The 24,439-nt window shown below is 37.2% G+C and carries 25 protein-coding genes and 3 other annotated features; of the genes, 22 read left to right on the forward strand and 3 right to left on the reverse strand.

The genetic code is table 11. The features are described from left to right. Positions 1–1,189: 1,189 nt before the first annotated feature. The 13 genes from NST91_RS07725 (at position 1,190) to NST91_RS07785 (ending at position 12,555) form a co-directional block, all read left to right on the forward strand. Complete coding sequence (locus tag NST91_RS07725) at positions 1,190–2,221, forward strand: glyceraldehyde-3-phosphate dehydrogenase (RefSeq protein ID WP_341330669.1); 1,032 nt, start codon at positions 1,190–1,192, stop codon at positions 2,219–2,221. A gap of 233 nt (positions 2,222–2,454) precedes the next feature. Further along, positions 2,455–2,835: an adenosylmethionine decarboxylase gene (gene speD / locus NST91_RS07730; protein ID WP_010678381.1), complete on the forward strand. Its 381-nt coding sequence runs from the start codon at positions 2,455–2,457 to the stop codon at positions 2,833–2,835. Positions 2,836–2,944: 109 nt separating this feature from the next. Further along, the gene (locus tag NST91_RS07735) at positions 2,945–3,328 is read left to right on the forward strand and encodes a cytosolic protein (RefSeq protein WP_341330670.1); all 384 of its coding nucleotides are present in this window, start codon (positions 2,945–2,947) and stop codon (positions 3,326–3,328) included. A gap of 90 nt (positions 3,329–3,418) precedes the next feature. Next, positions 3,419–3,877 carry a transcriptional regulator NrdR gene (gene nrdR, locus NST91_RS07740; RefSeq protein ID WP_121447629.1) on the forward strand — a complete coding sequence of 153 codons (459 nt, stop codon included), beginning with the start codon at positions 3,419–3,421 and terminating at the stop codon, positions 3,875–3,877. A 354-nt stretch (positions 3,878–4,231) separates the two neighbouring features. After that, complete coding sequence (locus NST91_RS07745) at positions 4,232–5,635, forward strand: replication initiation and membrane attachment family protein (RefSeq protein ID WP_341330671.1); 1,404 nt, start codon at positions 4,232–4,234, stop codon at positions 5,633–5,635. Between the two features lie 15 nt (positions 5,636–5,650). Continuing rightward, entirely contained in the window at positions 5,651–6,580 is a 930-nt protein-coding gene (gene dnaI, locus NST91_RS07750; protein WP_341330672.1) for a primosomal protein DnaI, read from the forward strand. A gap of 119 nt (positions 6,581–6,699) precedes the next feature. Beyond that, positions 6,700–7,551, forward strand: a complete 852-nt coding sequence (gene ytxC / locus NST91_RS07755) for a putative sporulation protein YtxC (protein WP_341333509.1) — start codon at positions 6,700–6,702, stop codon at positions 7,549–7,551. A gap of 86 nt (positions 7,552–7,637) precedes the next feature. After that, positions 7,638–7,871 (forward strand) — a binding site (T-box leader). A 178-nt stretch (positions 7,872–8,049) separates the two neighbouring features. Further along, positions 8,050–9,981 (forward strand): threonine--tRNA ligase, encoded by a 1,932-nt coding sequence (gene thrS, locus NST91_RS07760; RefSeq protein ID WP_341330673.1) that lies wholly within the window; start codon positions 8,050–8,052, stop codon positions 9,979–9,981. Between the two features lie 119 nt (positions 9,982–10,100). Further along, positions 10,101–10,235 (forward strand) — a sequence feature (ribosomal protein L20 leader region). Between the two features lie 65 nt (positions 10,236–10,300). Further along, positions 10,301–10,819: a translation initiation factor IF-3 gene (gene infC, locus NST91_RS07765; protein ID WP_121447745.1), complete on the forward strand. Its 519-nt coding sequence runs from the start codon at positions 10,301–10,303 to the stop codon at positions 10,817–10,819. Between the two features lie 21 nt (positions 10,820–10,840). Beyond that, positions 10,841–11,041, forward strand: a complete 201-nt coding sequence (gene rpmI / locus NST91_RS07770; RefSeq protein ID WP_057999468.1) for a 50S ribosomal protein L35 — start codon at positions 10,841–10,843, stop codon at positions 11,039–11,041. 29 nt (positions 11,042–11,070) lie between these two features. Then, positions 11,071–11,427 (forward strand): 50S ribosomal protein L20, encoded by a 357-nt coding sequence (rplT, locus tag NST91_RS07775; protein ID WP_010678372.1) that lies wholly within the window; start codon positions 11,071–11,073, stop codon positions 11,425–11,427. 201 nt (positions 11,428–11,628) lie between these two features. Then, on the forward strand, positions 11,629–11,898 hold the full coding sequence (locus NST91_RS07780; RefSeq protein ID WP_341330674.1) for a DUF1294 domain-containing protein: 270 nt from the start codon (positions 11,629–11,631) through the stop codon (positions 11,896–11,898). 63 nt (positions 11,899–11,961) lie between these two features. Next, a complete protein-coding gene (locus NST91_RS07785; RefSeq protein ID WP_341330675.1) occupies positions 11,962–12,555 on the forward strand; it encodes a TVP38/TMEM64 family protein in 594 nt (197 codons plus the stop codon). Positions 12,556–12,569: 14 nt separating this feature from the next. On the opposite strand, the gene NST91_RS07790 is transcribed toward NST91_RS07785, so the two are convergent. Further along, positions 12,570–12,965, reverse strand: a complete 396-nt coding sequence (locus tag NST91_RS07790; RefSeq protein ID WP_121447636.1) for a sigma-w pathway protein ysdB — start codon at positions 12,963–12,965, stop codon at positions 12,570–12,572. Between the two features lie 120 nt (positions 12,966–13,085). Here NST91_RS07790 and dut point away from each other — a divergent pair, with 120 nt between their 5' ends. Both dut and NST91_RS07800 read left to right on the forward strand, forming a co-directional pair. Then, the gene (gene dut / locus NST91_RS07795) at positions 13,086–13,523 is read left to right on the forward strand and encodes a dUTP diphosphatase (protein WP_341330676.1); all 438 of its coding nucleotides are present in this window, start codon (positions 13,086–13,088) and stop codon (positions 13,521–13,523) included. 81 nt (positions 13,524–13,604) lie between these two features. After that, a complete protein-coding gene (locus NST91_RS07800; RefSeq protein WP_121447638.1) occupies positions 13,605–14,690 on the forward strand; it encodes a M20/M25/M40 family metallo-hydrolase in 1,086 nt (361 codons plus the stop codon). A gap of 41 nt (positions 14,691–14,731) precedes the next feature. Here NST91_RS07800 and sspI read toward each other — a convergent pair whose 3' ends face one another. Continuing rightward, positions 14,732–14,941, reverse strand: a complete 210-nt coding sequence (gene sspI / locus NST91_RS07805; protein WP_121447639.1) for a small acid-soluble spore protein SspI — start codon at positions 14,939–14,941, stop codon at positions 14,732–14,734. A gap of 121 nt (positions 14,942–15,062) precedes the next feature. Here sspI and NST91_RS07810 point away from each other — a divergent pair, with 121 nt between their 5' ends. The 4 genes from NST91_RS07810 (at position 15,063) to pheT (ending at position 20,525) form a co-directional block, all read left to right on the forward strand. Then, positions 15,063–15,812 carry a TrmH family RNA methyltransferase gene (locus NST91_RS07810; RefSeq protein WP_341330677.1) on the forward strand — a complete coding sequence of 250 codons (750 nt, stop codon included), beginning with the start codon at positions 15,063–15,065 and terminating at the stop codon, positions 15,810–15,812. 42 nt (positions 15,813–15,854) lie between these two features. Beyond that, positions 15,855–16,532, forward strand: a complete 678-nt coding sequence (locus NST91_RS07815) for a YwaF family protein (RefSeq protein WP_341333510.1) — start codon at positions 15,855–15,857, stop codon at positions 16,530–16,532. A gap of 117 nt (positions 16,533–16,649) precedes the next feature. Then, positions 16,650–16,889: a binding site (T-box leader), on the forward strand. A gap of 173 nt (positions 16,890–17,062) precedes the next feature. Further along, positions 17,063–18,097 (forward strand): phenylalanine--tRNA ligase subunit alpha, encoded by a 1,035-nt coding sequence (gene pheS / locus NST91_RS07820; protein ID WP_121447642.1) that lies wholly within the window; start codon positions 17,063–17,065, stop codon positions 18,095–18,097. Positions 18,098–18,110: 13 nt separating this feature from the next. Next, on the forward strand, positions 18,111–20,525 hold the full coding sequence (pheT, locus tag NST91_RS07825) for a phenylalanine--tRNA ligase subunit beta (RefSeq protein ID WP_341330678.1): 2,415 nt from the start codon (positions 18,111–18,113) through the stop codon (positions 20,523–20,525). Between the two features lie 143 nt (positions 20,526–20,668). Here the strand turns inward: pheT and rnhC are convergent, their stop codons facing one another. Further along, complete coding sequence (rnhC, locus tag NST91_RS07830) at positions 20,669–21,604, reverse strand: ribonuclease HIII (RefSeq protein ID WP_341330679.1); 936 nt, start codon at positions 21,602–21,604, stop codon at positions 20,669–20,671. Positions 21,605–21,736: 132 nt separating this feature from the next. On the opposite strand from rnhC, the gene zapA reads away from it, so the two are divergent. From zapA to polX, 3 genes are all read left to right on the forward strand, one after another. Continuing rightward, positions 21,737–22,006 carry a cell division protein ZapA gene (zapA, locus tag NST91_RS07835; protein ID WP_121447645.1) on the forward strand — a complete coding sequence of 90 codons (270 nt, stop codon included), beginning with the start codon at positions 21,737–21,739 and terminating at the stop codon, positions 22,004–22,006. A 6-nt stretch (positions 22,007–22,012) separates the two neighbouring features. Beyond that, complete coding sequence (locus NST91_RS07840) at positions 22,013–22,540, forward strand: CvpA family protein (RefSeq protein ID WP_121447646.1); 528 nt, start codon at positions 22,013–22,015, stop codon at positions 22,538–22,540. 147 nt (positions 22,541–22,687) lie between these two features. Beyond that, a complete protein-coding gene (polX, locus tag NST91_RS07845) occupies positions 22,688–24,406 on the forward strand; it encodes a DNA polymerase/3'-5' exonuclease PolX (protein WP_341330680.1) in 1,719 nt (572 codons plus the stop codon). Positions 24,407–24,439: the final 33 nt, after the last annotated feature.

The raw sequence follows: 24,439 nt of genomic DNA on the forward strand, positions 1-24,439 counted from the left end.
TCGGACACGTCTGCGCATATTTAGTTAATCTTTGTCTGAAGCTAGTTGAACTTCGGACACTTCTGCGCATATTTAGTTGATCTTTGTCTGAAGCTAGCTGAACTTCGGACACGTCTGTGCAGATTTAGTTAATCTTTGTCCGAAGCTAGCACAACTTCGGACACGACTAAGCAGATTTAGCTAATCTTTGTCCGAAGCTAGCTGAACTTCGGACACGTCCGAGCAGAATTAGCAATTCATTGTCTGAAGCTAGCACAACTTCGGACAAAGTCGCTTAATTTAGCCATTTTTTGTCTGAAGTTACCTCAACTTCGGACACGACTAAGGAGATTTAGCTAATCATTGTCCGAAGCTAGCTGAACTTCGGACACGTCTGCGCATATTTAGTTAATCTTTGTCTGAAGCTAGTTGAACTTCGGACACGTCTGCGCATATTTAGTTAATCTTTGTCTGAAGCTAGCTGAACTTCGGACACGTCCGAGCAGAATTAGCAATTCATTGTCTGAAGCTAGCACAACTTTAGACACGACTAAGGAGATTTAGCTAATCATTGTCCGAAGATAGCATAACTTCGGCCACAGCCGCGCATATTTGGATACTATTTGTCTGAAGCTAGCACAACTTTAGACACGACTAAGGAGATTTAGCTAATCATTGTCCGAAGATAGCGCAACTTCGGACAAAGCAACGCAAAAATAGCAACCAATTGTCTGAAGCAGCCTCAAGTTCCGACACCAGTGCGCAAATTTATCCATCCATTGTCCGAAGATCTCTCAACTTTTGACCCATTCTCGCATATATTGCACTCCTGTGTCCGGAGATACCTCCACTTCGAACAAAGCCCCACTGACTTAGCACCTCCCCTGTGCATCTATCCGCCCCCGATGCACCCATGCTGTTTTGACCTTCTCTTGTCCGAAGACTATCCAGACTAATATTTTAAGATGAGTTTTATTATTATTATTCTGTTTACAGAATGAGTTTGTTTGTACTCAATTTGGAGTCTATATCTTTATACAAGATACCTTATTTACCTAGGTCAAATAACCATATGAAATAGCCTAAAGGACGTATAAATGACCAATTTTATAAAAAAATGAATTAAAGTGTTACATATCTATTTTAATGTGTTATACTAATCGTAGAAAATAACAACAAAAAGTATAACATATATCGTGGAGGGGTTTTGATGAAGCCAAGAATCGCAATCAATGGATTTGGCCGTATTGGAAGAATGGTATTTAGAAAAGCAATTATGGATGATACTTTAGAAATAATCGCTATCAATGCAAGCTACCCTGCGGACACACTAGCACATCTAATAAAATATGATACAAACCATGGTAAGTTCGATGCGGAAATCATTCCACAGGACGACTCATTATTGGTGAATGGTAAGCGTATTCAGCTTCTTAGCTCCCGTGATCCTTTAGAGCTTCCTTGGAAAAGATTAAATATAGATATTGTGATTGAGGCAACAGGAAAATTTAATTCAAAGGAAAAAGCGAGCCTTCATTTACAGGCTGGTGCCAGAAAAGTCATCTTAACTGCACCTGGTAAGGATGAGGATGTTACAATTGTAATGGGTGTAAATGAAGACAAATATGATCATGAAAATCATGCAATCATTTCAAACGCTTCTTGTACAACAAATTGCTTAGCACCAGTTGCAAAAGTTTTAAACGAGCAGTTTGGAATTGTGAACGGTTTAATGACAACAGTTCATGCTTATACAAATGACCAAAAAAATATCGATAATCCACATAAAGATTTAAGAAGAGCAAGAGCTTGTGCACAATCTATTATTCCGACATCGACTGGAGCGGCAAAAGCATTATCACTTGTATTGCCAGAACTAAAAGGAAAATTACATGGAATGGCATTACGTGTACCAACTCCTAATGTTTCTTTAGTTGATTTAGTTGTAGATGTTGAACGAGATGTAACGATTGAAGAAATTAATGAGGCTTTTATAACTGCATCCGTTGGGGCATTAAAAGGGATCTTGGATTTTACGACTGAACCATTAGTTTCCATTGACTTTAATACAAATCCACATTCGTCTATTGTCGATGGGTTATCTACAATGGTCATAGGTGAGCGTAAGGTAAAGGTATTAGCTTGGTACGATAATGAATGGGGATATTCTTGTAGAGTCGTAGATTTAGTCAAATTTGTTGGCGAAAAAATTATCCAAAAAACTGAAGCAAAAGTCGGTTAAATCAAAAACCTTCCCAATTGTGGGAAGGTTTTATTATTTAGTTTAATAAAACGTATTGCTAAATGTATATAAACTTAGTATACTAGTTTTCGTGAACTTCTTAAAAGCTTATGCTTTTGTAGCTACTTAAAGGGTTAGGACCTCTCTGGACTAACTTTCCCCCGTGGTAGTTATGCTCATGCTTTACGCGAAGAACTCATCGAAATTATGGTAAGAGGGGGAACAATTAAATTATGGAAACTATGGGACGTCATGTAATCTCTGAATTATGGGGTTGCGATTTTGAAAAATTAAACGACATGCAAGGTATTGAAGAAACTTTTGTTCAAGCGGCACTAAAGTCAGGTGCAGAAATTCGTGAAGTAGCTTTTCACAAATTTGCTCCACAGGGAGTTAGTGGTGTTGTTATCATCTCTGAATCACATCTAACGATTCACAGTTTTCCTGAACATGGATACGCAAGTATAGATGTGTACACATGTGGAGATTTAGATCCGAATATTGCTGCAGACTATATTGCTGAGGCACTTGGTGCACAAACACGCGAGAATATTGAACTTCCACGTGGTATGGGACCAGTACAAGTAAAGCCAGCACAAGTAAAAGTACTTTAAAAATAAATAAGAATCAACTAAAATAGAAAGAGGTGTATAAATTACACCTCTTTTTTACATTTAGAACAGTAATTTTCATTTATATAGATAAAAATAGGGAGTGGAACTAATGGGATTGCAAACGTTTTTTTCTAATCACAGCGAGACGAGAGACAAACATTCGGACGAGCAGTTAAGAAGTCATTATTATAAAACAACAAATAAAAAGGCGATTGATGCTGTAAAAAAGGTTATTAATCATTTAGATGGTTACCATATTAACTCTGTATCAGAAGAACGAGGGGAAATAAGCATTTCAATAAAAAAAGGAAGAAAAGCCTTTGTGGTTGCAACTGTTGTCTCTGTAAGACCGTTTGAAACAGCGATTGACTTCGCGGTTACAACCGAAACACTTTTATTACCTATAGACTTTGGCTACAGTAAAAAAGTCATTATGAATTTATATCAACGCTTAGATAAAGAACTTCCTCTTATAGGTAAAAAAGATTCATAAGTCGGATTTATGATGAGAACCCCTTGTCCAATGAAAATCTTTCTTATAATATGAATACATAGAGATCTCCTAAGAAGGGAGTTGTTACGAATGAGATGCCCTACTTGTCAACATAATGGAACGAGAGTCTTGGATTCACGCCCAGTTGATGATAGTCGTTCAATCCGTAGAAGACGAGAATGTGAAAAATGCCAGTATCGGTTTACGACATTTGAAAAAGTGGAAGAAATTCCTTTGATTGTGGTTAAAAAAGAAGGTACCCGCGAGGAGTTCAGCAGGGAAAAGATGCTGCGGGGGCTAATTAAAGCGTGTGAAAAACGTCCAGTTTCCTTGAAACAATTAGAGGATATCACTCATGACGTTGAAAAGGAACTACGTAGTCAAGGGATTGCAGAGGTCAATAGCGATATTATTGGTGAATATGTAATGAACCATTTGGCAAAGGTAGATGAAGTTGCGTATGTTCGTTTTGCATCAGTTTACCGCCAATTTAAAGATATAAATGTTTTTATCGATGAATTAAAGGAATTAATAAAAAGAGAACGCTAAAGGGCTTAAGATACGTGTTAAGCTCTTTTTTGAACTATAAATGCGTGTTCAAAAATGAGGTTAAAAAGGACCACGTCGACAAAAACGCTACGGCCTCATGTTTTGTCGACACTAGCACGTCCTGTGCGTCGTAATTTCAAGGCGTCGCGAGCTCCCGAGTACCGGCGCGAGTAACTGCTTGAGTTAACTCCCTTGCAGCCTTGCGCTGAGGAATTGTCATCGTGAATAATCTAGTAGACGCAAGCACATAACCAGGTTATTCACAATGTACTTGGAGCAGTTTACGCAGAAATTCGATGTGTCCTTTTCGGCCGACTTTTTTGACATCCTATAAAAATGGAAGGCTTTGATGAAATGGAGCATTGGAAGGAATTAGTACCAGTTGATCGTTATATTGTGCATTCTGCTGACCTTTTGCATGATTATGACCGGAAAATTGTATCTTTGCTTTACCAACCTCTTATTGGAATGAAAGCCTTCAGTCTATATATGACTTTGTGGAGTGAGTTGGAGCAAAACCGACTATGGGGAGAGGAAAGTACCCATTATACGTTAATGGCACTGTTACAAACGAATCTACAGGATATTTATCAAGAACGATTAAAGCTTGAAGGTATCGGCTTATTAAAAACATTTGTAAAATCCGATGAGCATTCTAGGAGTTTTATCTATGAGTTGCAGGCACCACTCTCACCTAGAGCTTTTTTTACAGATGGTGTTCTTAATGTTTATTTGTATAACAGATTAGGAAAAGGTAAATTTTTTAAACTCAAGCAGTTCTTTTCAGATCATGAACCTGATTTAGATTCATATAAACCGATTACGAAAGCATTTAATGAGGTATTTGCCTCTGCTCAAGTCTCGAAAATGATTTCATCGATTAGTGATGAAATGAAAAGCAATCTTGAACGTGATGACAATACAGAATACATGGATCGTAGTCATGAGAAAAAGCTTGTAATCGAAAACGAAATCTTTAATTTCGATTTGTTTTTTGCAGGTCTTTCAGATGTAATGATTCCGAGAAATGCCATTACACCTAGAGTAAGAGAAGCAATCACTAAGCTTTCTTTTCTTTATGGAATCGATCCGGTTGAGATGCAGGGGATTGTTATGAGTGCTTTTGATCCAAACGAAAAAATTGATATCGAAAAATTAAGAAAGGCTTCAAGAGACTGGTATCAATTTGAAACTGGTAATGAATTACCTAATTTAACAGAAAGGGTTCAACCATTACCAAATCAAACAATGGTAAACAAAGTTCCTCAAACAAAGGAAGAAGAATTAATTCAGAAACTGGAAAGAATCTCACCAAAAGAGTTTTTAATCGATGTATCTGGAGGGTCACAGCCTTCTGTTTCTGAATTGAAAATTATAGAAGATGTGATGTTCCGTCAAAACTTACTTCCAGGTGTTGTGAATGTACTGTTATATTATGTCATGTTAAAATCGGATATGAGATTAACAAAGTCTTATATCGAAACCATTGCAAGTAACTGGGCAAGATTAAATATAAAGACAGTTAAGGATGCAATGGAGACGGCCAAAAAGCATAATTGGACTGCAGATAAAAAGACAAATAAATATAAAAGACAACCGATTCGCAAAGAGTTATTACCTGACTGGTTAAAACAAGAGGATGAAGGTACAAAAGAAGAAACTCCAAAAAAGGAAAAAGCAAAGGAAAATGCATCAAGTCCTTCCTTTGAAGAGAAGAAACGTCTGTTTGAAGAAAGATTAAAAAAGAATAACCAATAAGATGGGGGTGAGGATATGAAACCGATTCAGGATTCTTTGAAAAAACTTTCAAATCATGCTGGCTTTCAGCAGCGATATGAACAAATTAAACATGAGGTATTAAACCATTCTGAGGTAAGAGACTTTATAAACGCACATCAGGATCAAATTACTAATGATACGATTAATAGAAGTCTTGTTAAGCTTTACGAATATATCAATCAAAGCAAGGAATGTAATAAATGTGAAAGCCTTCATTCGTGTAAAAATATGCTACAGGGCTTTCATCCTCATCTTGAACTTAAAGGTAACTCAATTGAATTAAGCTATGAAAGATGTCCGAAAAAGGTAATGCACGATGAACAGATTAAATATAAATCTTTAATTAAGAGTATGTATGTTCCAAAAGATATCCTTGATGCATCCCTCGAATCTCTAGAATTTGATGAAGGACGGTCAGATGCAATTCTTTTAATTCAGGAATTTCTCGACCACTATGAACCTGGCAAACGGATGCAGGGATTATATTTACACGGTTCGTTTGGAATTGGGAAAACTTACTTCTTAGGAGCCCTTGCAAATGGACTAGCTCAGAAAAAGGTCTCTTCGATGCTTGTGTATGTACCAGAATTTATGAGGGAGTTAAAAGGTTCCTTACAGGACCAATCAATCAATTCAAAAATTGATGCAGTTAAAAAAGTACCAGTTTTAATGCTAGATGATATTGGTGCAGAATCGATGTCTAGTTGGATGCGTGACGATATTCTTGGTAGTATCCTGCAATACCGTATGCTTGAAAACTTACCGACCTTCTTTACATCAAATTTCGATTTTAAAGGTCTTGAACACCATTTATCATATACGCAACGTGGTGAAGAGGAAAAGGTCAAAGCTGCTCGAATCATGGAACGAATCAAATATTTAGCAAAACCAGTTGAACTTAAAGGAAAAAACAGACGATACTAATCGAATTGGCTTTCTCGAAAAAGAGAAAGCCAATTTTTTTATTCTAAAGTTGTCCGATTCACCATATACATGTAACAGGGTAATGGTATTGGTGAAATGGGGGGACTAGCTTGATTGAAATGCATTTCCAAGAAATAACAGATGCACAAAAAATGTATAAGGGCTTAGTTGCAAAGGCAAAAGCTCTTTCTATAGATTACATAGAAGTTGTCAATGATGAGGAGAATGTCGTGTCTGTTTTCATTTCAGAGAAAATACAATATGCAGTTCAGGTTGTGGTCATTCCGGTAATGGCCGAGTTTATCATTCATAACAAAGAGGACAATTGGATTCTTGATTACATTGAAAATTTATTTTACTTTACCGATTATGAAGAGAAGAAGCAAATATTAGAAATTGCCAAAGGATTGATGGATGGGAATAACCCTGATATCCCAGGGGTTCAAGATGTCGTGCCGCGGGAACAACTGATAGAGGAAGCGCTTCACGATTTTATGGAAATTCCTATTTCTTTCTCGTTTGAATCATTTTTAAAGTTTCGCATGCGGTCGTATAATGAGGCATTATTGCAAATAATCGAATCTGCTATTGATGAATACAAGCTTGAGCAGGAGTATCAAACATTTATTCAAGGACTGAGGGAATTTAGAGAGAAGCGAGAACCAAAGCTTGAACAATTACATATTTTACATGATGAGCAATTTTATTTTTATAATCATGAGTTTACTGAAATTAAGCGAGATGAATTGTTTAAATATATTGATCGAAAACTAATCCTACACCAGCCCTTGTACATTGATTCTGCAGTATTGGCACCATTAGTATCAATTGCTCCGAAGTCAATTTCAATTTATACGGACCAGATTGATAATGGAATGGTACAGACCATCCACAATATTTTTTTAGAGAATGTCACAATTTACACGAAGAAGTCCTTTGAAAACACACGGCAGAAAGCAAAAAAAATATGAAATATACGAACTGCCCTTGATTTAACTTTTAAATAAGACTATAATACCTACATATTACAAATACTCATGAATGAGTAGTCTATAATTTAAAAGTTATGATGAGGACACGATTGTATAATTACGGTTTTCAGAGAGGGAGGCCAAGGCTGGAAGCTTCCTAACACGAATGATACTTTTACCACCTCTAAACTTCAGTAGTGAACCTTTGTTTATCAAAGTTGTAATTACTGACGGGATAACCGTTATTTGTTTCTTGAGCCATTCGATTTTTCTCGAGTGGAAACAAGGGTGGAACCACGATACATATACTCGTCCCTTTTTTTGGGGACGGGTATTTTTTATTTTCACATTTTTATATCTAGCCCAAGGCGCCATCGGCTCTCGGGTCTAAGCAAATCGCTTCAGAAGGAAAAAGGCACCTTCTGTCGGCGCTAATCTTATACTTGTAGCCTAAGGATGCGCGCCTTGTGCTTTTAATTTAAAAGGAGTTGAAAACTGATGTCAGATGTAGTAAAAATTACATTCCCAGACGGAGCAGTGAAGGAGTTTCCTAAAGGAACAACAACAGAAGATATTGCAGGATCAATCAGCCCAGGCCTAAAGAAAAAGTCAATCGCTGGTAAGTTTAATGGAAAAGAGATTGATTTACGAACTGAAATTCATGAAGATGGTGAAATAGCAATCATTACCCAAGATACTGATGCAGCATTAGAAATCATGCGACACAGTACAGCTCACCTTATGGCTCAAGCAATTAAACGCCTATACAAGGATGTTAAGCTTGGTGTAGGGCCAGTTATTGAAAATGGTTTTTACTATGACATTGATATGGAAAAATCATTAACACCTGAAGATCTGCCTGAAATCGAAAAAGAAATGAAAAAGATCATAAATGAAAATCTTGAAATCCATCGTGTCGAGGTTTCGCGTGATGAGGCATTAAGAAGATACGAGGAAATCGGCGATGAGCTTAAAATTGAATTAATTCAAGATATTCCGGAGGGAGAACCTTTATCAATTTACGAACAAGGTGAATTTTTTGACCTTTGCCGTGGTGTCCATGTTCCTTCAACAGGAAAAATTAAAGAATTTAAGCTATTAAGCATTGCTGGTGCGTACTGGCGTGGAGATAGTGACAATAAAATGCTACAACGTATTTACGGAACTGCATTCTTTAAAAAAGCTGAACTTGACGAATACCTTCGTTTACTAGAAGAGGCTAAAGAACGTGACCATCGTAAATTAGGTAAGGAACTAAGCCTGTTTACAAATTCACAAAAAGTAGGTCAAGGATTGCCATTATGGCTTCCAAAAGGCGCGACGATACGCCGCGTTATCGAACGCTATATTGTAGATAAAGAAGTAAGACTAGGCTATGACCATGTGTATACACCAGTACTTGCAAACGTTGATTTATATAAAACTTCTGGTCACTGGGATCATTATCAAGAAGACATGTTCCCAATAATGGAAATGGATAATGAAGAGCTTGTGTTACGTCCAATGAACTGTCCACATCACATGATGATATATAAGAATGGTATTCATAGCTATCGCAAGCTTCCAATTCGAATTGCAGAATTAGGAACAATGCACCGCTACGAAATGAGTGGCGCATTATCGGGTCTTCAACGTGTTAGAGGAATGACTCTTAATGATGCACATATCTTCGTTCGACCTGACCAAATTCAGGAAGAATTCAAACGCGTTGTAAATCTTATTTTAGAGGTTTATAAAGACTTTGATATTCAAGACTTTAGCTTCCGACTTTCTTACCGCGATCCTGCTGACACTGAAAAATATTTCGATGATGACGCAATGTGGGAGAAAGCTCAATCTATGTTAAAGGCAGCGATGGATGACCTTGGTCTGGATTACTTCGAGGCAGAAGGTGAAGCAGCATTCTATGGTCCTAAACTTGATGTTCAGGTTCGTACAGCACTTGGAAAAGATGAAACACTTTCAACTGTTCAACTTGACTTCTTATTACCAGAACGTTTTGATTTAACTTATATTGGTGAAGATGGAAAACAACATCGTCCAGTTGTTATTCACCGTGGTGTTGTATCAACAATGGAACGCTTTGTTGCTTACTTGATTGAAGAGTATAAAGGGGCATTTCCAACTTGGTTAGCCCCTGTTCAAGTTCAAGTCATTCCAGTTTCTCCTGATGTACATCTTGACTATGCGAAGAGTGTTCAAGAGAAACTTCAGGCAGAAGGATTACGTGTCGAAATTGACGACCGTGATGAAAAGATAGGCTATAAAATCCGTGAAGCACAAATGCAAAAAATTCCATTTATGCTTGTTGTAGGTGACAATGAAATGGGAGAAAAAGCGGTAAATGTCCGTAAATACGGTGAGCAGAAATCTGAGACTATGTCCTTTGATGCTTTCCTTTCAGCGATCCTACAGGAAGTAAAAAAATAAAAAAAGCTTGTCAAACATAAAGGTGCATGCTAGAATGAATTTCGTTGCACTATTCTAGTTGCACCGTTTGACAGTTATCATCATAGATGTTATACTTTTGTAGGTAATTGAATACTTGTTTGAGAAAGTAGAGGCACCCGCTTCTCACCTGATTGACGCAAATTGCAGTTGGTAGGTCTTACGTTCATTAATCATTAATGTGTAAATGAATTGTAATAGTGTGGGTGTGTATACATTCACACTTTTTTGTTTGTCTCAAATCTGTAAAATGCGCAAGATTTCAAACGAGGCATTCTTTAAAAAACCTTGGAGGTGGCTAATTATTAGCAAAGACATGATGGTAAACGAAGGCATTCGTGCCCGCGAAGTTCGTTTGATTGGTCAAAACGGTGATCAGCTTGGAATTAAATCCAAAAATGAAGCATTAGAAATTGCTGCAAGAGCAAATCTTGATCTTGTATTGGTTGCACCTAACGCGAAACCACCTGTATGTCGTATAATGGACTACGGTAAATTCCGTTTTGAGCAACAGAAGAAAGAAAAAGAAGCTCGTAAAAACCAAAAGGTTATCAATATTAAGGAAGTTAGACTTAGTCCGACAATTGATGAGCATGATTTTAATACAAAGCTTCGTAACGCAATTAAATTCCTTGAAAAGGGCGACAAAGTTAAAGCGTCTATTCGCTTTAAAGGTCGTGCGATTACACATAAAGAAATCGGTCAACGTGTTTTAGATCGTTTTTCTAAAGCTTGTGCTGAAGTAGCTACGATTGAATCCCACCCAAAAATGGATGGAAGAAGCATGTTTTTAGTACTAGCACCTAAAATCGAAAAGTAATGAATTGAGGAGGAACTCCCTATGCCAAAAATGAAAACACACCGTGGTACTGCAAAGCGTTTTAAGAAAACAGGATCTGGTAAACTTAAACGTTCACATGCATACACAAGCCACTTATTCGGAAATAAATCTCAAAAGCAAAAGCGTAAGCTTCGTAAAGCTACATTAGTTAGCAAAGGCGATTTCAAACGTATTCGCCACATGTTAGACAACATTAAATAATCGGTTATTGATCTTAGGAGGGAAACAAAATGCCAAGAGTAAAAGGCGGAACAGTTACACGCAAACGTCGTAAAAAGGTATTAAAATTAGCTAAAGGTTATTTCGGTTCAAAACACACTTTATATAAAGTTGCAAACCAACAAGTAATGAAATCATTAATGTATGCTTACCGTGACCGTCGTCAAAAGAAACGCGACTTCCGTAAGCTATGGATTACTCGTATCAACGCAGCTGCTCGTATGAACGGACTTTCTTACAGCCGTTTAATGCACGGGTTAAAAGTAGCTGGTATCGAAGTAAACCGCAAAATGCTTGCTGACCTAGCTGTTAGCGATGAAAAAGCATTTGCAGAATTAGCAACTGTAGCTAAAAACAACTTAAAATAAAAAAGCGGAAGCGACTTGACCAGAAATGAGGAAACTGGATACTGCGACTACGAGGCGTAATTTGCCTTTGCCGGAGGAGTTGAAGTTTCCTGAATTTCTAGTTGCTGAAGCTAGACTACAAATAAGTCTAGGTAAAAAGGTTACTCCCATTGTAAAATGAGAGTAACCTTTTTTGTTTTAGTCAATAACGGAGGAATAATAATGAGCTATCTCTTTTTCATCTATGTAATTCTAAATATATATGGATTCTTACTTATGTATATTGATAAAAATAGAGCTAGAAATAACAAATGGCGCATTTCTGAAAAGCATATTTGGGTTGTCGCCATTGTAGGTGGTGCACTAGGGGCAACCTTTGGGATGAGACAATTTCGCCATAAAACAAAGCATAAGCAATTTGTCATCATGCTTCCCATTCTTTCAATTGTTACGATAGCCCTTTATACATATATTTTAGTTAACCTGTCATAACAACTTGTACGTTTGTATATGCTTAAATAGCACCGAAGTAACCTAACGAAAGAGAGGTGAGTTGTGTATTTGGATGAAACAATGACACTTCTGTTTGTTTTTATTGAATCCACTGGACTGCTTGCCCCCATTATATTTATTGGGATACATCTTATTCGTCCCTTCTTTTTCATTCCAGTACCTGTAATATGTATTGTCGGGGGAATATTATTTGGATCCGTATTTGGAACGATCTATTCCATCCTAGGTTTAACCATGCTTAGCATTCTTTTCTATTTTTTATATAGTCAAGTTCCTAGATTGTCGCAAAAAATTACTAATCTTAAGCAAAAATGGTTGGGTGAACGAGTGAAATTTACGATTGGGCAAATTGCAATCTTACGTCTTATTCCTTTTATTAATTTTCATCTTTTATCATTGTGCATCAAAGATGTGACTCGAAATTTCCGAGAATATGCCAAAGGCTCCTTCTATACAAATATCCCAGTAGCTCTTCTTTACACCGTTTTCGGACAATTTATCCGTGAATTCTCCACGACAGTTATTCTTGCTATTCTCCTTGCACTAACTCTATTGTTCTATTTACTTAGAGAAAAACAAGTCATTATCAAATGGCATGAATTTTTCAAACCTAAAACAGGTAGATCTTATCAATGAAAAACAGTCGTGAGTTAACGCTCACGACTGTTTTCTTTAATAAGTTCTTTAATCGGACTTTTCCAATCAATTTTAGCATGCGGGTATACTTCACTAATCCTACGTTCAATGTATTGAAAATCTGTATAATTTAATCCCTTTAGATTGTCGTCTTTGGCCCAGACAAAAATCGAGACAACTTCAAACGATTTCTTCGTTGTTCCTAAATATTTTTCTCCCTCAAATAAAACTCCCTTATATGTTAATAAAAAGTTTTTATGAACATTTGCAAGATCGTCAAGCCAGTAGAATTCTCGTTTTTCTTGAGCAAGTTCAAGTTTCCTCTTTGGGTTAAGGACATACTTAAAAATCCGATATAATAAGAAAATAATAAGAAGTAATAGTACAAAACGTATAAGTAGGACAAACATAAGAGGACTCCCTCCATTCTCAATCTGCCAACATATACGATTGAAACAGTTAAAAGGTTTCAAGTTTTGATTAATTTGCTATAATTTTTTTAGTTTGTTTTTTATTGAGGAGGACTACTTATGACATATAACTTAAAAGTAATGCTGTTAAACGAGGATGCAAGGCTCCCGTTACAAGCAAACCCAGGTGATGCAGGATTGGATTTATTTTCTGCTGAAGAAAAAGTAATTAAACCTGGAGAGGCTGAATTAATTAAAACGGGAATCAAAATTGAGCTTCCTCCAGGAACCGAAGCCCAAGTAAGACCAAGAAGCGGACTAGCACTCAAACATTCGGTTACTGTTTTAAATAGCCCTGGAACAATTGATGAAGGGTACCGTGGGGAAGTCGCTGTTATATTAATTAATCATGGCAAAAAGGACTTTGTGGTAGAAAAACAAATGCGTATTGCGCAGATGGTCATTGCCCAGGTCGCTCAGGTTAATTTACAACAAGTGGAGGAAGTAACAACTTCTGAAAGAGGTGAAGGTGGTTTTGGGTCTAGTGGGACGAAATAAAAAGTCCCTGATTGCTCAATTGCCACCATTTTCTGTATAATGAAATGGTGATCAAACTTAGGAAAGTTAGGTGATTTATTAATGACAAAGCTTGATGAAACATTAACGATGCTTAAAGATCTTACCGATGCAAAAGGAATTCCTGGTAATGAACGAGAGCCGCGTGAAATCATGAAAAAATACATAACACCATATTCTGATGAAATTTCGTACGATGGGATTGGAAGCATTATTGCAAAAAAGGCGGGTAATGCAGAGGGTCCAAAAGTAATGATTGCAGGACATTTAGATGAAGTAGGTTTCATGGTAACACAAATAGATGATAAAGGATTTTTGCGTTTCCAAACCGTTGGAGGCTGGTGGTCACAGGTTATGCTTGCACAACGTGTAACCGTTGTCACGAGTAAAGGTGATATTACGGGCGTTATTGGCTCAAAACCACCACATATATTATCTGCTGAAGCACGTAAAAAGCCTGTAGAAATTAAAGATATGTTTATTGATATTGGTGCATCAAGTCGTGAACAAGCTCTTGAATTTGGTGTGAAACCTGGTGATCAGGTGGTGCCATATTTTGAATTCACAGTTATGAATAATGAAAAAATGCTACTAGCAAAAGCTTGGGATAACCGAATCGGCTGTGCAATTGCAATTGACGTTCTAAAATATCTGAAGAATGAAGAACATCCTAACGTTGTTTATGGTGTTGGTTGTGTACAAGAAGAAGTCGGTCTTCGTGGTGCAAAAACAGCTGCAACGATGATTAAACCTGATATTGCGATTGCAGTTGATGTAGGTATTGCAGGCGATACTCCTGGGATTTCTGAAAAAGAAGCAATGAGTAAAATGGGAGAAGGTCCACAAATCATTTTATACGATGCTTCTATGGTTTCTCACAAGGGATTGCGTGATTTTGTTGTTGGAGTGGCTGATGAGCTAAGTATTCCATACCAATTTGATGCGATTGCAGGTGGTGGAACAGATGCTGGAGCAATCCACATTACATTAGAAGGCGTTCCATCATTAGCGATTACAATCGCAACCCGTTACATTCATTCACACGCAGGAATTCTTCACCGTGATGATTATGAAAATGCTGTTAAGTTAATTGCAGAAGTAATCAAACGTCTTGATCAAGAGACTGTCAACAAAATTAAATTTGAATAAGAACAAGTAAAGCCGATGAGTTTATCATCGGCTTTTTCTAACTACTGCTTTAATCCTTGCTCTAATGTTGCAAGCATTTCTTGCTTATCCTCTTGGCTTGCATTTTGCCAAATGACTTCAAACAAAACACCTAAACCAGGAAGCATTTTTTCTTCGCCACTTTGGATAGCATCTACTATTGTATCTTCTAATTCAGCCTGAGAATTTCCTGTGACATTGTGCTTTACAGCATGTCTTAAGTTTAAGTTCATTCACATGCACACCTTTCATATGTAACTTTTTCTTTACTATGATTTACGTTATACCGTTTTATTATGTATCTTTGTTAGGATATAATGGAAAAAGAATTAGCAAAAAGGAGCAATTGACAAATTGAAACGAATCGAATCAAATAAAAATCCTCAAATAAAACAATGGAAAAAACTACATACAAAAAAGGAACGTGACAAATCAAGAACTTTTATGATAGAAGGATTTCATTTAATAGAAGAGGCATTAAAAAGTGATGTAGTCATCCAAGAATTGATTATAAGTGAAACAACAGACATCCCATCAGAGTGGATTGTAGATGATTTGTCAATCACGATTGTGACGGAAAAAATCATGCAGGAAATAAGTGATACTGATACTTCTCAAGGAGTTGCTGCAGTTTGTGAGCAATACTCGGTAAAAGAAGGTGGAAAGATCTCTAGGCTCTTATTAATAGATGCTGTACAAGATCCCGGTAATCTAGGGACGATGATTCGAACGGCAGATGCAGCAGGAATTGATGCAGTCATTATTGGTGAAGGAAGCGTTGATGTCTATAACTCAAAGGTCATTCGTTCTACACAAGGCTCCATATTTCATATACCTATTATTAAAGAAAATCTTCACGACACTATCTTAAAACTTAAACAAAATGGGATTAAAGTATATGGAACATCTTTAAAAGATGCAGTTGATTATAAACAAGCGTCTGTTGGAGAGTCATTTGCATTGATTGTTGGAAATGAAGGAAATGGAGTCGAGCCAGAATTACTAGATAAAACAGATCAAAACCTTTATATCCCAATCTTCGGTAGAAGTGAATCATTAAACGTTGCAGTAGCAGCAGGGATTTTACTGTATCATTTACGATAAAGAGGGGGGAGTATAATAAACGACTTTTTCGGAAGTTCCGTTATCGGAGACCCGTTTCGGTGGTTAGCTCTTTCACATGTTGTGATGTTAGGCTTATTGTTTGCTTCAGGGATAGTTTTATTTATTTTTCGAGCAACACTCACAAAGAGAAAATCAGCAATCCGTTATTCCTTAGCTTTCTTTTTATTAGCAAGTGAACTATCGCTTTACATATGGTATTTGAAAACGGGAGTATGGGATCCAGTAGATTCATTGCCATTTCAGCTATGCTCAATCTCATTGTTTTTAAGTATCATCATGTTGTTAACACGAAAGTTTTTTTTATTTGAAATTACGTATTTCCTAGGCATTGGTGGTGCTCTACAAGCAATGCTTACACCAGAGCTTGCTTATGATTTTCCACATTATCGCTATTTTCATTTTTTTCTAGCACATATCGCCATCATACTAGCGAGCTTGTACATGATTTGGTATGAGAATTGTAGGCCGGCTTTCACATCTATTTGGAAGGCATTTGCTGCTTTAAATGTTATTGCAATAGTTGTCTTTTTTATTAACAAAGCAACAGGTGGAAATTATATGTTTCTCGCACGAAAGCCAATAAATCCAAGCCTAATCGATTTTTTGGGTCCGTACCCTTGGTATATTTTATCCTTGGAAATAGTCGCATTGTTTATGTTTTTTATTCTCTATCTCCCATTTATACGAAAAAAGAATTAAAATGGGTTTGATTTGTACAACAAAGATACGTATAATATAATTTATATGCTTACATAAAATCTGTGTTTTAAAAAGTCGATGCTTATCATTTGGTGACTTTTTAAACATCCTTATATCGTAAAAACAGTGATAGAGACCAGTAACTTTCCACTCACTATCTAGGGAGAAAATGCCGAGACTGCAAGCATTTTTATAGAAGAAGAAAGTGAATTCACCTCTTGAGTTGGCACTGGGACCGTTTTGTCATTCAAAACGTAAAGGTGTACCGGCATTTGCCGTTATCGAAACGAAGTGAACAATTAGTATTTGATAATTGTTAACAAGGGTGGTACCACGAATCTAAACCTCGTCCCTTTTTTGGGATTGAGGTTTTTTATTTTGTCTTGATGTCTAGCTCCAGGCGCCATCGGCTCGAGGTCACAAGCCCATGCCAGGATGGCTAGGATTCCAGTGCTATGCACAGGACGTGTATACTTTTAGCTGGAATTGGGGCGCCTTGTGCTTTTCTAAGAAAAAAGGAGGAATTATGAATGCAAGAAAGATTACTTGAGCTGAAAGAAGAAGCTCTGGCAAAAGTCGAAGCTTCAACGAATCTTAAAGAATTAAACGATATTCGTGTTGCGTATTTAGGAAAAAAAGGACCTATCACTGAAGTACTAAGAGGGATGGGCAAGCTTTCTGCCGAAGAGCGTCCTAAAATGGGTGCGCTTGTAAATGAAGTAAGAGAGCAAATTACTGAAAAATTAACTGCAAAACAGGAATTACTTGAAAAAGAAGAAGTTGAAAAAAGACTTGCTTCTGAAACAATCGATGTGACCTTACCTGGAAGACCGATTAAGGTAGGTGGACCTCATCCACTTACTAAGGTAATTGAAGAAATTGAAGATCTTTTCCTTGGTATGGGTTATTCAATCGCTGAGGGGCCAGAAGTCGAGAAAGATTATTACAATTTTGAGGCCTTAAATTTACCGAAGGACCACCCAGCAAGGGACATGCAGGATTCATTTTACATCACTGAGGATATTTTACTTCGTACCCAAACGTCTCCTGTTCAAGCAAGAACAATGGAAAAGCATAAAGGAAAAGGACCTGTAAAAATTATCTGTCCTGGTAAAGTATACCGCCGAGACAACGATGATGCGACACATTCCCATCAATTCACTCAAATTGAAGGATTGGTTGTGGATGAAAACATTCGTATGAGTGACCTTAAAGGTACTTTAAATACGTTTGCAAAGAAAATGTTTGGTGAAGATCGTGAAATCCGTCTACGTCCAAGCTTCTTCCCATTCACTGAGCCTTCAGTAGAGATGGACATCTCATGCTTTAAATGTGGTGGAGATGGCTGTAATGTTTGTAAGAAAACAGGCTGGATTGAAATTTTAGGTGCTGGTATGGTTCATCCAAATGTACTTGAAATGTCTGGATTTGATTCAAAGAAATATACAGGCTTCGCGTTCGGAATGGGCCCAGAGCGTATTGCAATGTTAAAATACGGAATTGATGATATTCGTCATTTATACACAAATGATAATCGTTTCATCAAACAATTTAATCGGGCTTAAGGAGGGAAAAAACATGTTTGTTTCATATAAATGGTTACAAGAATACGTTGATTTATCAGGTGTAACTGCTGAAGAATTAGCAGAGAAAATCACTAGAAGTGGAATTGAAGTTGAAGGTGTCGATCATTTAGGGGAAGGCATTAGCGGAATTGTTGTCGGTCATGTATTAGAATGTGAGCAACATCCCAATGCTGATAAATTAAATAAATGTCAAGTCGATTTAGGTGAAGGTGAACCTGTTCAAATTATTTGTGGTGCACCAAATGTTGCAAAAGGCCAAAAGGTGGTCGTGGCAAAGGTAGGAGCTGTACTTCCAGGTAACTTCAAAATCAAAAAGGCGAAGCTTCGAGGTGAAGAATCAAATGGTATGATTTGTTCCCTACAAGAGCTTGGCATTGAATCAAAACTTGTTTCAAAAGAATATTCAGAAGGTATCTTTGTATTTCCACATGATGTTGTGCCAGGAGCGGACGCGATTGCCCAACTAAATCTTGATGACAAAGTTCTTGAGTTAGGACTAACACCTAATCGTTCTGATGCTATGAGCATGTTGGGGGTTGCTTATGAAGTTGCAGCTATTCTAGGCAGAGAAGTTAAACTTCCACAACCAAAAGTAATAACCTCAGAGGAAAAAGCGGAGGATTATATTTCAATTGCTGTTGATGCAAACGAAGATAATCCATTATATGTGGCGCGAGTTGTAAAGAACGTTAAAATCGGTCCATCACCATTGTGGCTTCAAGCACGCCTGATGGCAGAAGGAATTCGACCACACAATAATGTAGTTGATATTACAAATTATATTTTATTAGAATATGGCCAACCTTTACATGCCTTTGATTATGATCGACTAGGCTCTAATGAAATTCTTGTAAGACGTGCAAATAACGGAGAAAAGATTACAACATTAGACGATGTAGAGCGTACATTAACGAACGAACACCTTGTTATTACAAATGGAACGGTGCCAGTTGCCCTTGCAGGTGTAATGGGTGGAGCAAATTCTGAAGTTAAAAATGACACAACAACAGTATTAATAGAGTCTGCTTATTTTACAGGAAGTACAATCCGTAAGTCTTCTAAGGATCACGGATTACGCAGTGAGGCAAGTGCTCGCTTTGAAAAAGGAATTGATCCTAATCGTACTCGTGAAGCAGCTGACCGTGCTGCTGAGCTAATGGCAGAGCTTGCTGGCGGTGTGGTTCTTGATGGTGTTGTAGCAGTTGATACTCTTGATATTCAACCTGTAGAAGTATCGGTTTCACTAGAGAGAATTAATAAAGTGTTAGGAACTGAGATAACAAAAGAAAAAGTAGAAGAGATTTTTACAAACCTACAATTCCCATATACTGTGGATAACAATACGTTCCATGTTACTGCACCAACTCGCAGACCTGACATTACGATTGAAGAGGATTTAATCGAAGAAGTTGCGCGGTTATTCGGTTATGATGAGCTACCAACAACACTTCCAGTTGGCGAATCAAATCCTGGCAGATTAACGGATTACCAAGCTAAGCGTCGTTTAGTTAGAAGATATCTAGAAGGTGTAGGCTTATATCAAAGCACCACATATTCACTTACTAGTGCTGAAAAAGTTACTAAATACGCACTTGAAAAAAGCGAACCTATACGTTTGGCAATGCCAATGAGCGAGGAACGTAGTCTTTTAAGACTTAGTCTTCTTCCTCATTTATTAGAAGTTGTTTCACATAACCTCGCTCGCCAGATTGACAGTGTAGCTACTTATGAAACGGGTGCGGTATTTATTACTAGACCTGGCCAGGAACTACCTGAAGAGAAAGAACATCTTGCGATAGCTCTTACAGGTTCGTGGTTATCACCAACATGGCAGGGTGAGAAAAAAGCAGTGGACTTCTATGTGGTTAAAGGTATTGTAGAAGGTCTATTTGAAAAGTTAGGTCTTGGAAATAGAACATCATTCCTTCAAGCAAGAGTGGAAGATATGCATCCTGGTCGTACAGCTACTGTATTATTAGACAATAAGGAAATCGGATTTATTGGTCAAATTCATCCAAATGTCCAAAAAGACTTAGATTTAACACCGACTTATGTGGTTGAATTATCATTAAAGGATGTCTTGGAAGCAGATGTAGAAGAAATACTCTACCAGCCAATTCCAAGATACCCATCAATGACTCGTGACATCGCACTTGTCGTGGACAATTCAGTTGCTGCAGGTGATATGAAGCAGGTCATTATTGAAGCGGGTGGAAAGTTACTCCGCGATGTTACGATCTTTGACCTATATGAAGGAGAGCGTATGGAGCCTGGGAAAAAATCAGTTGCATACTCGATCAAATACTTTGATCCAGAACGTACTCTAACAGAGGAAGAAGTAACAAAAGCACATGAAAAAGTACTAAAGGCAGTTGCAGAGAAATTTGATGCAACATTGCGTTCATAATAAGAATGGAGTGGGAATTGTAGCCCACTCCATTTTTAATTTGTCTAGCTTCAGACGTCGTCGGTTCTCTGATCTAAGCCTAATATTTCGGAAGGTTGGGGGCATCTTATGCTTGTCGACCAAAGTTGCCCTCCTTTCTTATCTTATATCCCAGCTATTTTCTTCGCTTTTCCTGTGTTTGCAAAATGTAGTTTGGTATACGTGCGCAGTGCACCAACACCATGCTTTTTTATTAGCTTAGCTGCAACAACATCAACCTGAGCACCGGCCCCTTTTTTTAACTCCAAACCGCACTTCTCACTTAATTTATCAAATTCTTTTATGAATGCATAACGAGCGATAATTGAAGCAGCAGCGACTGATAGGTGTACGCCCTCAGCCTTTGTGCTGAAATAAACCTTATCCTTAATTATTTCCTTTTGACCAGAAAGATGTCTAAAATACACGTCTGGAACAGCGAACTGATCGATTAGAATACCATCGGGTGTGGAGGGTGCAATTTTTTTCAAGACATGTGCGATTGCTTGGTTATGTAATAAGGCCTTCATCTTTCCTTGAGTCATCCCTTTAGCTTGAAGTTCATTGTATTTTTCATTATGTAAAATTAACAGACTATAAGGGATGACATGAATAATCGATTCGGCAATCTCACAAATTTGTTTGTCGTTTAAATCCTTTGAATCTTTAACCCCAAGTTCCTTCAATAGCTCGAACTTATCATTGGAAACAAATGCAGCAACGACTGTCATCGGTCCAAAGTAGTCACCTGTCCCAACTTCATCCGAACCAACCATTGATAATGTTCCGATATTTGCTGGCAAGCCACTATTCTTTGGAACTGGTTTGTTAGTTGTGGTCGTTTTACTGGACGTAACAGAGCTGTCCCATTTTGCAGCTTCACTTAAAGCACTATTTCCTTGAAACAATACTTTCCCAGATTTATAAGCTGTAATTGTACAGCTAGGGAGTTTGGCGACAAATAATCCTCCCTGTGGGACCTTATCTTGCAATTGACTTTTATAATCCGTCTTCATTTTTTCTATCGTTTCGAGGGTACATTTTAATACAGTATTAGACAAAAATAACATCTCCTACTATTTTTGGATAAAATTCTACATGTTCTATCATAACGTTTGTTGAGATTTCTTTCCATAAATATCACGTTCATGGTATTATTATCTGTAGGATTGACTAGAATGGAGGCCAAATACTTGTCACAGCCACAAAAAACAAGAACCACTGTAGATATATATGGACAGCAATACTCAATTATCGGGTCTGAGAGCACAAGTCATATTCGCCTTGTGGCCTCAATTGTCGATGATAAAATGAGAGAAATTAGCGGAAAAAACCCGACACTTGATATTAATAAACTAGCAGTATTAACAGCAGTTAATATTGTTCATGAACATCTAAAGTTAAAAGAAGACTATGAAAACCTTGAAAAACTCTTAGAACAAGCAAAAAATGAAAAGGATTGAAGTGATATGTTCGATTTAGTTTTGATTATTATCCTCTTAATGGGATTCTTAGTTGGTTTAAGAAGAGGGTTTATCCTTCAAATCGTTCATCTTACTGGCTTTATTGTTGCATTTATCGTCGCATATCTCTATTATGATGAACTTATGCCAAAATTAGTATTATGGATTCCATATCCATCATTCGGCGACGCCGAGACAATGAAATTTTTATTTGAAAGTACAAATTTAGAAACGTCTTATTATCGTGCTATTGCTTTTGCAATTATTTTCTTTGTTACAAAGTTCCTATGGCAGATTATAGGATCGATGTTAGATTTCCTTGCAAATCTACCAATTTTAAAACAAATTAACGGGTGGGCTGGCGGCCTACTAGGATTTGTTGAGGTATACCTCATTGTTTTTATTGTGCTTTATATCGGAGCTTTACTACCAGTTGAAATGGTTCAGTCTAATCTCAATGATTCATTTATGGCGAAAATGATCGTACAACACACACCATTCTTCACTGGAAAAATTAAGGACATGTGGATTTGACAAGTAATTAGTAACTGACTCCTCTATTTAGTTAGAGGAGTTTTTTTTGTCAAAAATGAAAAAGCTGATACATTAAGTGACTTTTTCGCAAAAAATCTGTATCATTTTGGATAGTTAATCGTATGGAATGATAGGTAGGTGCTAACAGTGACTATTAATAAAAAAGATGTAATCCGTCTATTAGAGACAATTGCAATATATATGGAGCTAAAAGGGGACAACCCATTTAAAATTTCAGCTTTTCGTAAAGCAGCAGCTGCATTGGAAAATGATGATCGAAGTTTATCTACCATTGAAGACTTCACAACACTCCCTGGTATAGGAAAAGGAACCGCAGCTGTGATTACAGAGTACATAGAAACTGGCAGCTCAAACGTACTAACTGAATTAAAAGAAAAAGTGCCAGAAGGACTCATCCCTTTGTTAGACCTGCCAGGTCTTGGCGGCAAAAAAATAGCTAAGCTTTATCAAGAACTGGCTATTGAAGATATGGAAATGTTAAAACAAGCATGCTTAAACGAAAAAATTCAAAATCTTGCAGGTTTTGGTAAGAAAACAGAAGAAAAAATACTCGCTTCCATCGAGGAATATGGCAAACGACCAGAGCGCTTGCCAATTGCTCTCATGCTAGCGCTCGCTGAAGAAATCGAGGAACAATTAAGTAAGATGGATGGAATCTCAACTTTCTCTCGAGCAGGTAGTCTGCGCAGAATGAGAGAAACGATAAAGGACCTTGATTTCATTATTGCAACAAATGAACCTGAAAAAGTACGGGAACAACTATTAAGTCTTAATGGCATAAGTGGTGTCATTGCAAGCGGAGATACAAAGGTTTCCGTTCAAATTTCGTATAGTTATGATATTTCGGTTGATTTTCGTCTTGTGAAACCACATGAATTTGCAACTACCCTTCATCATTTTACAGGCAGTAAAGATCATAATGTGAGGATGCGGCAATTGGCAAAAGACCGTGGTGAAAAAATAAGTGAATATGGCGTTGAAAATAGTGAAACAGGTGAAATGAAAACTTTTGATACGGAAGAAGAGTTTTATCAATATTTCGGACTCACCTTTATCCCGCCAGAGCTAAGAGAAGATGGCTCAGAGGTAGAAGCCTTTCAACAGAAAGTTGAACACATACGACTTGAAGATATAAAAGGCGACCTCCATATGCACACATCATGGAGTGACGGGGCTTTCACGATTGAAGAAATGGTCGAAGCATGCAGGAAAAAAGGCTACCGCTATATGGCTATAACAGACCATTCACAATATCTTCGTGTTGCAAACGGGCTTACCCCCGAGCGATTAATAGAACAACACAAAGAAATAAAACGATTAAATGAAAAATATGATGATTTTATGATTTTTACAGGTGTTGAAATGGACATCCTTCCTGATGGTAGACTAGATTATGATGATGAACTTATTCGAGAAGTAGATGTTGTAATTGCATCCATTCATTCAAGCTTTTCACAACCAAGGGAGAAAATCATGCAACGCTTAAAAACAGCATTAGAAAACCTTCATGTTGATATCATCGCACACCCTACTGGAAGAATACTTGGGCGCAGAAAAGGATATGACGTAGACGTTGATATGCTAATTGAGCTAGCCAAAGAAACGAATACAGCCTTGGAATTAAATGCGAACTTGAATAGATTGGACCTTTCTTCAGATTATATTAGAAAGGCACAAGATGCAGGTGTCAAACTAGTGATTAACACAGATGCACATAATATAGACATGTTAGAAGATATGGGTTATGGCATTTCTGCTGCAACAAAAGGTTGGATCAAAAAAGAAAGTGTTATTAACACCTGGGAAAAGGATGAACTATTGGCTTATTTAAAAAGAAATTTATAATTCTATTTATTCTCCTCCTGTAGGGAGATACAT

Origin of the sequence: Ferdinandcohnia sp. FSL W7-1320 (genome assembly GCF_038050315.1) — a bacterium.
Taxonomy (GTDB): Bacteria; Bacillota; Bacilli; order Bacillales; family Bacillaceae_L; genus Ferdinandcohnia; species Ferdinandcohnia aciditolerans.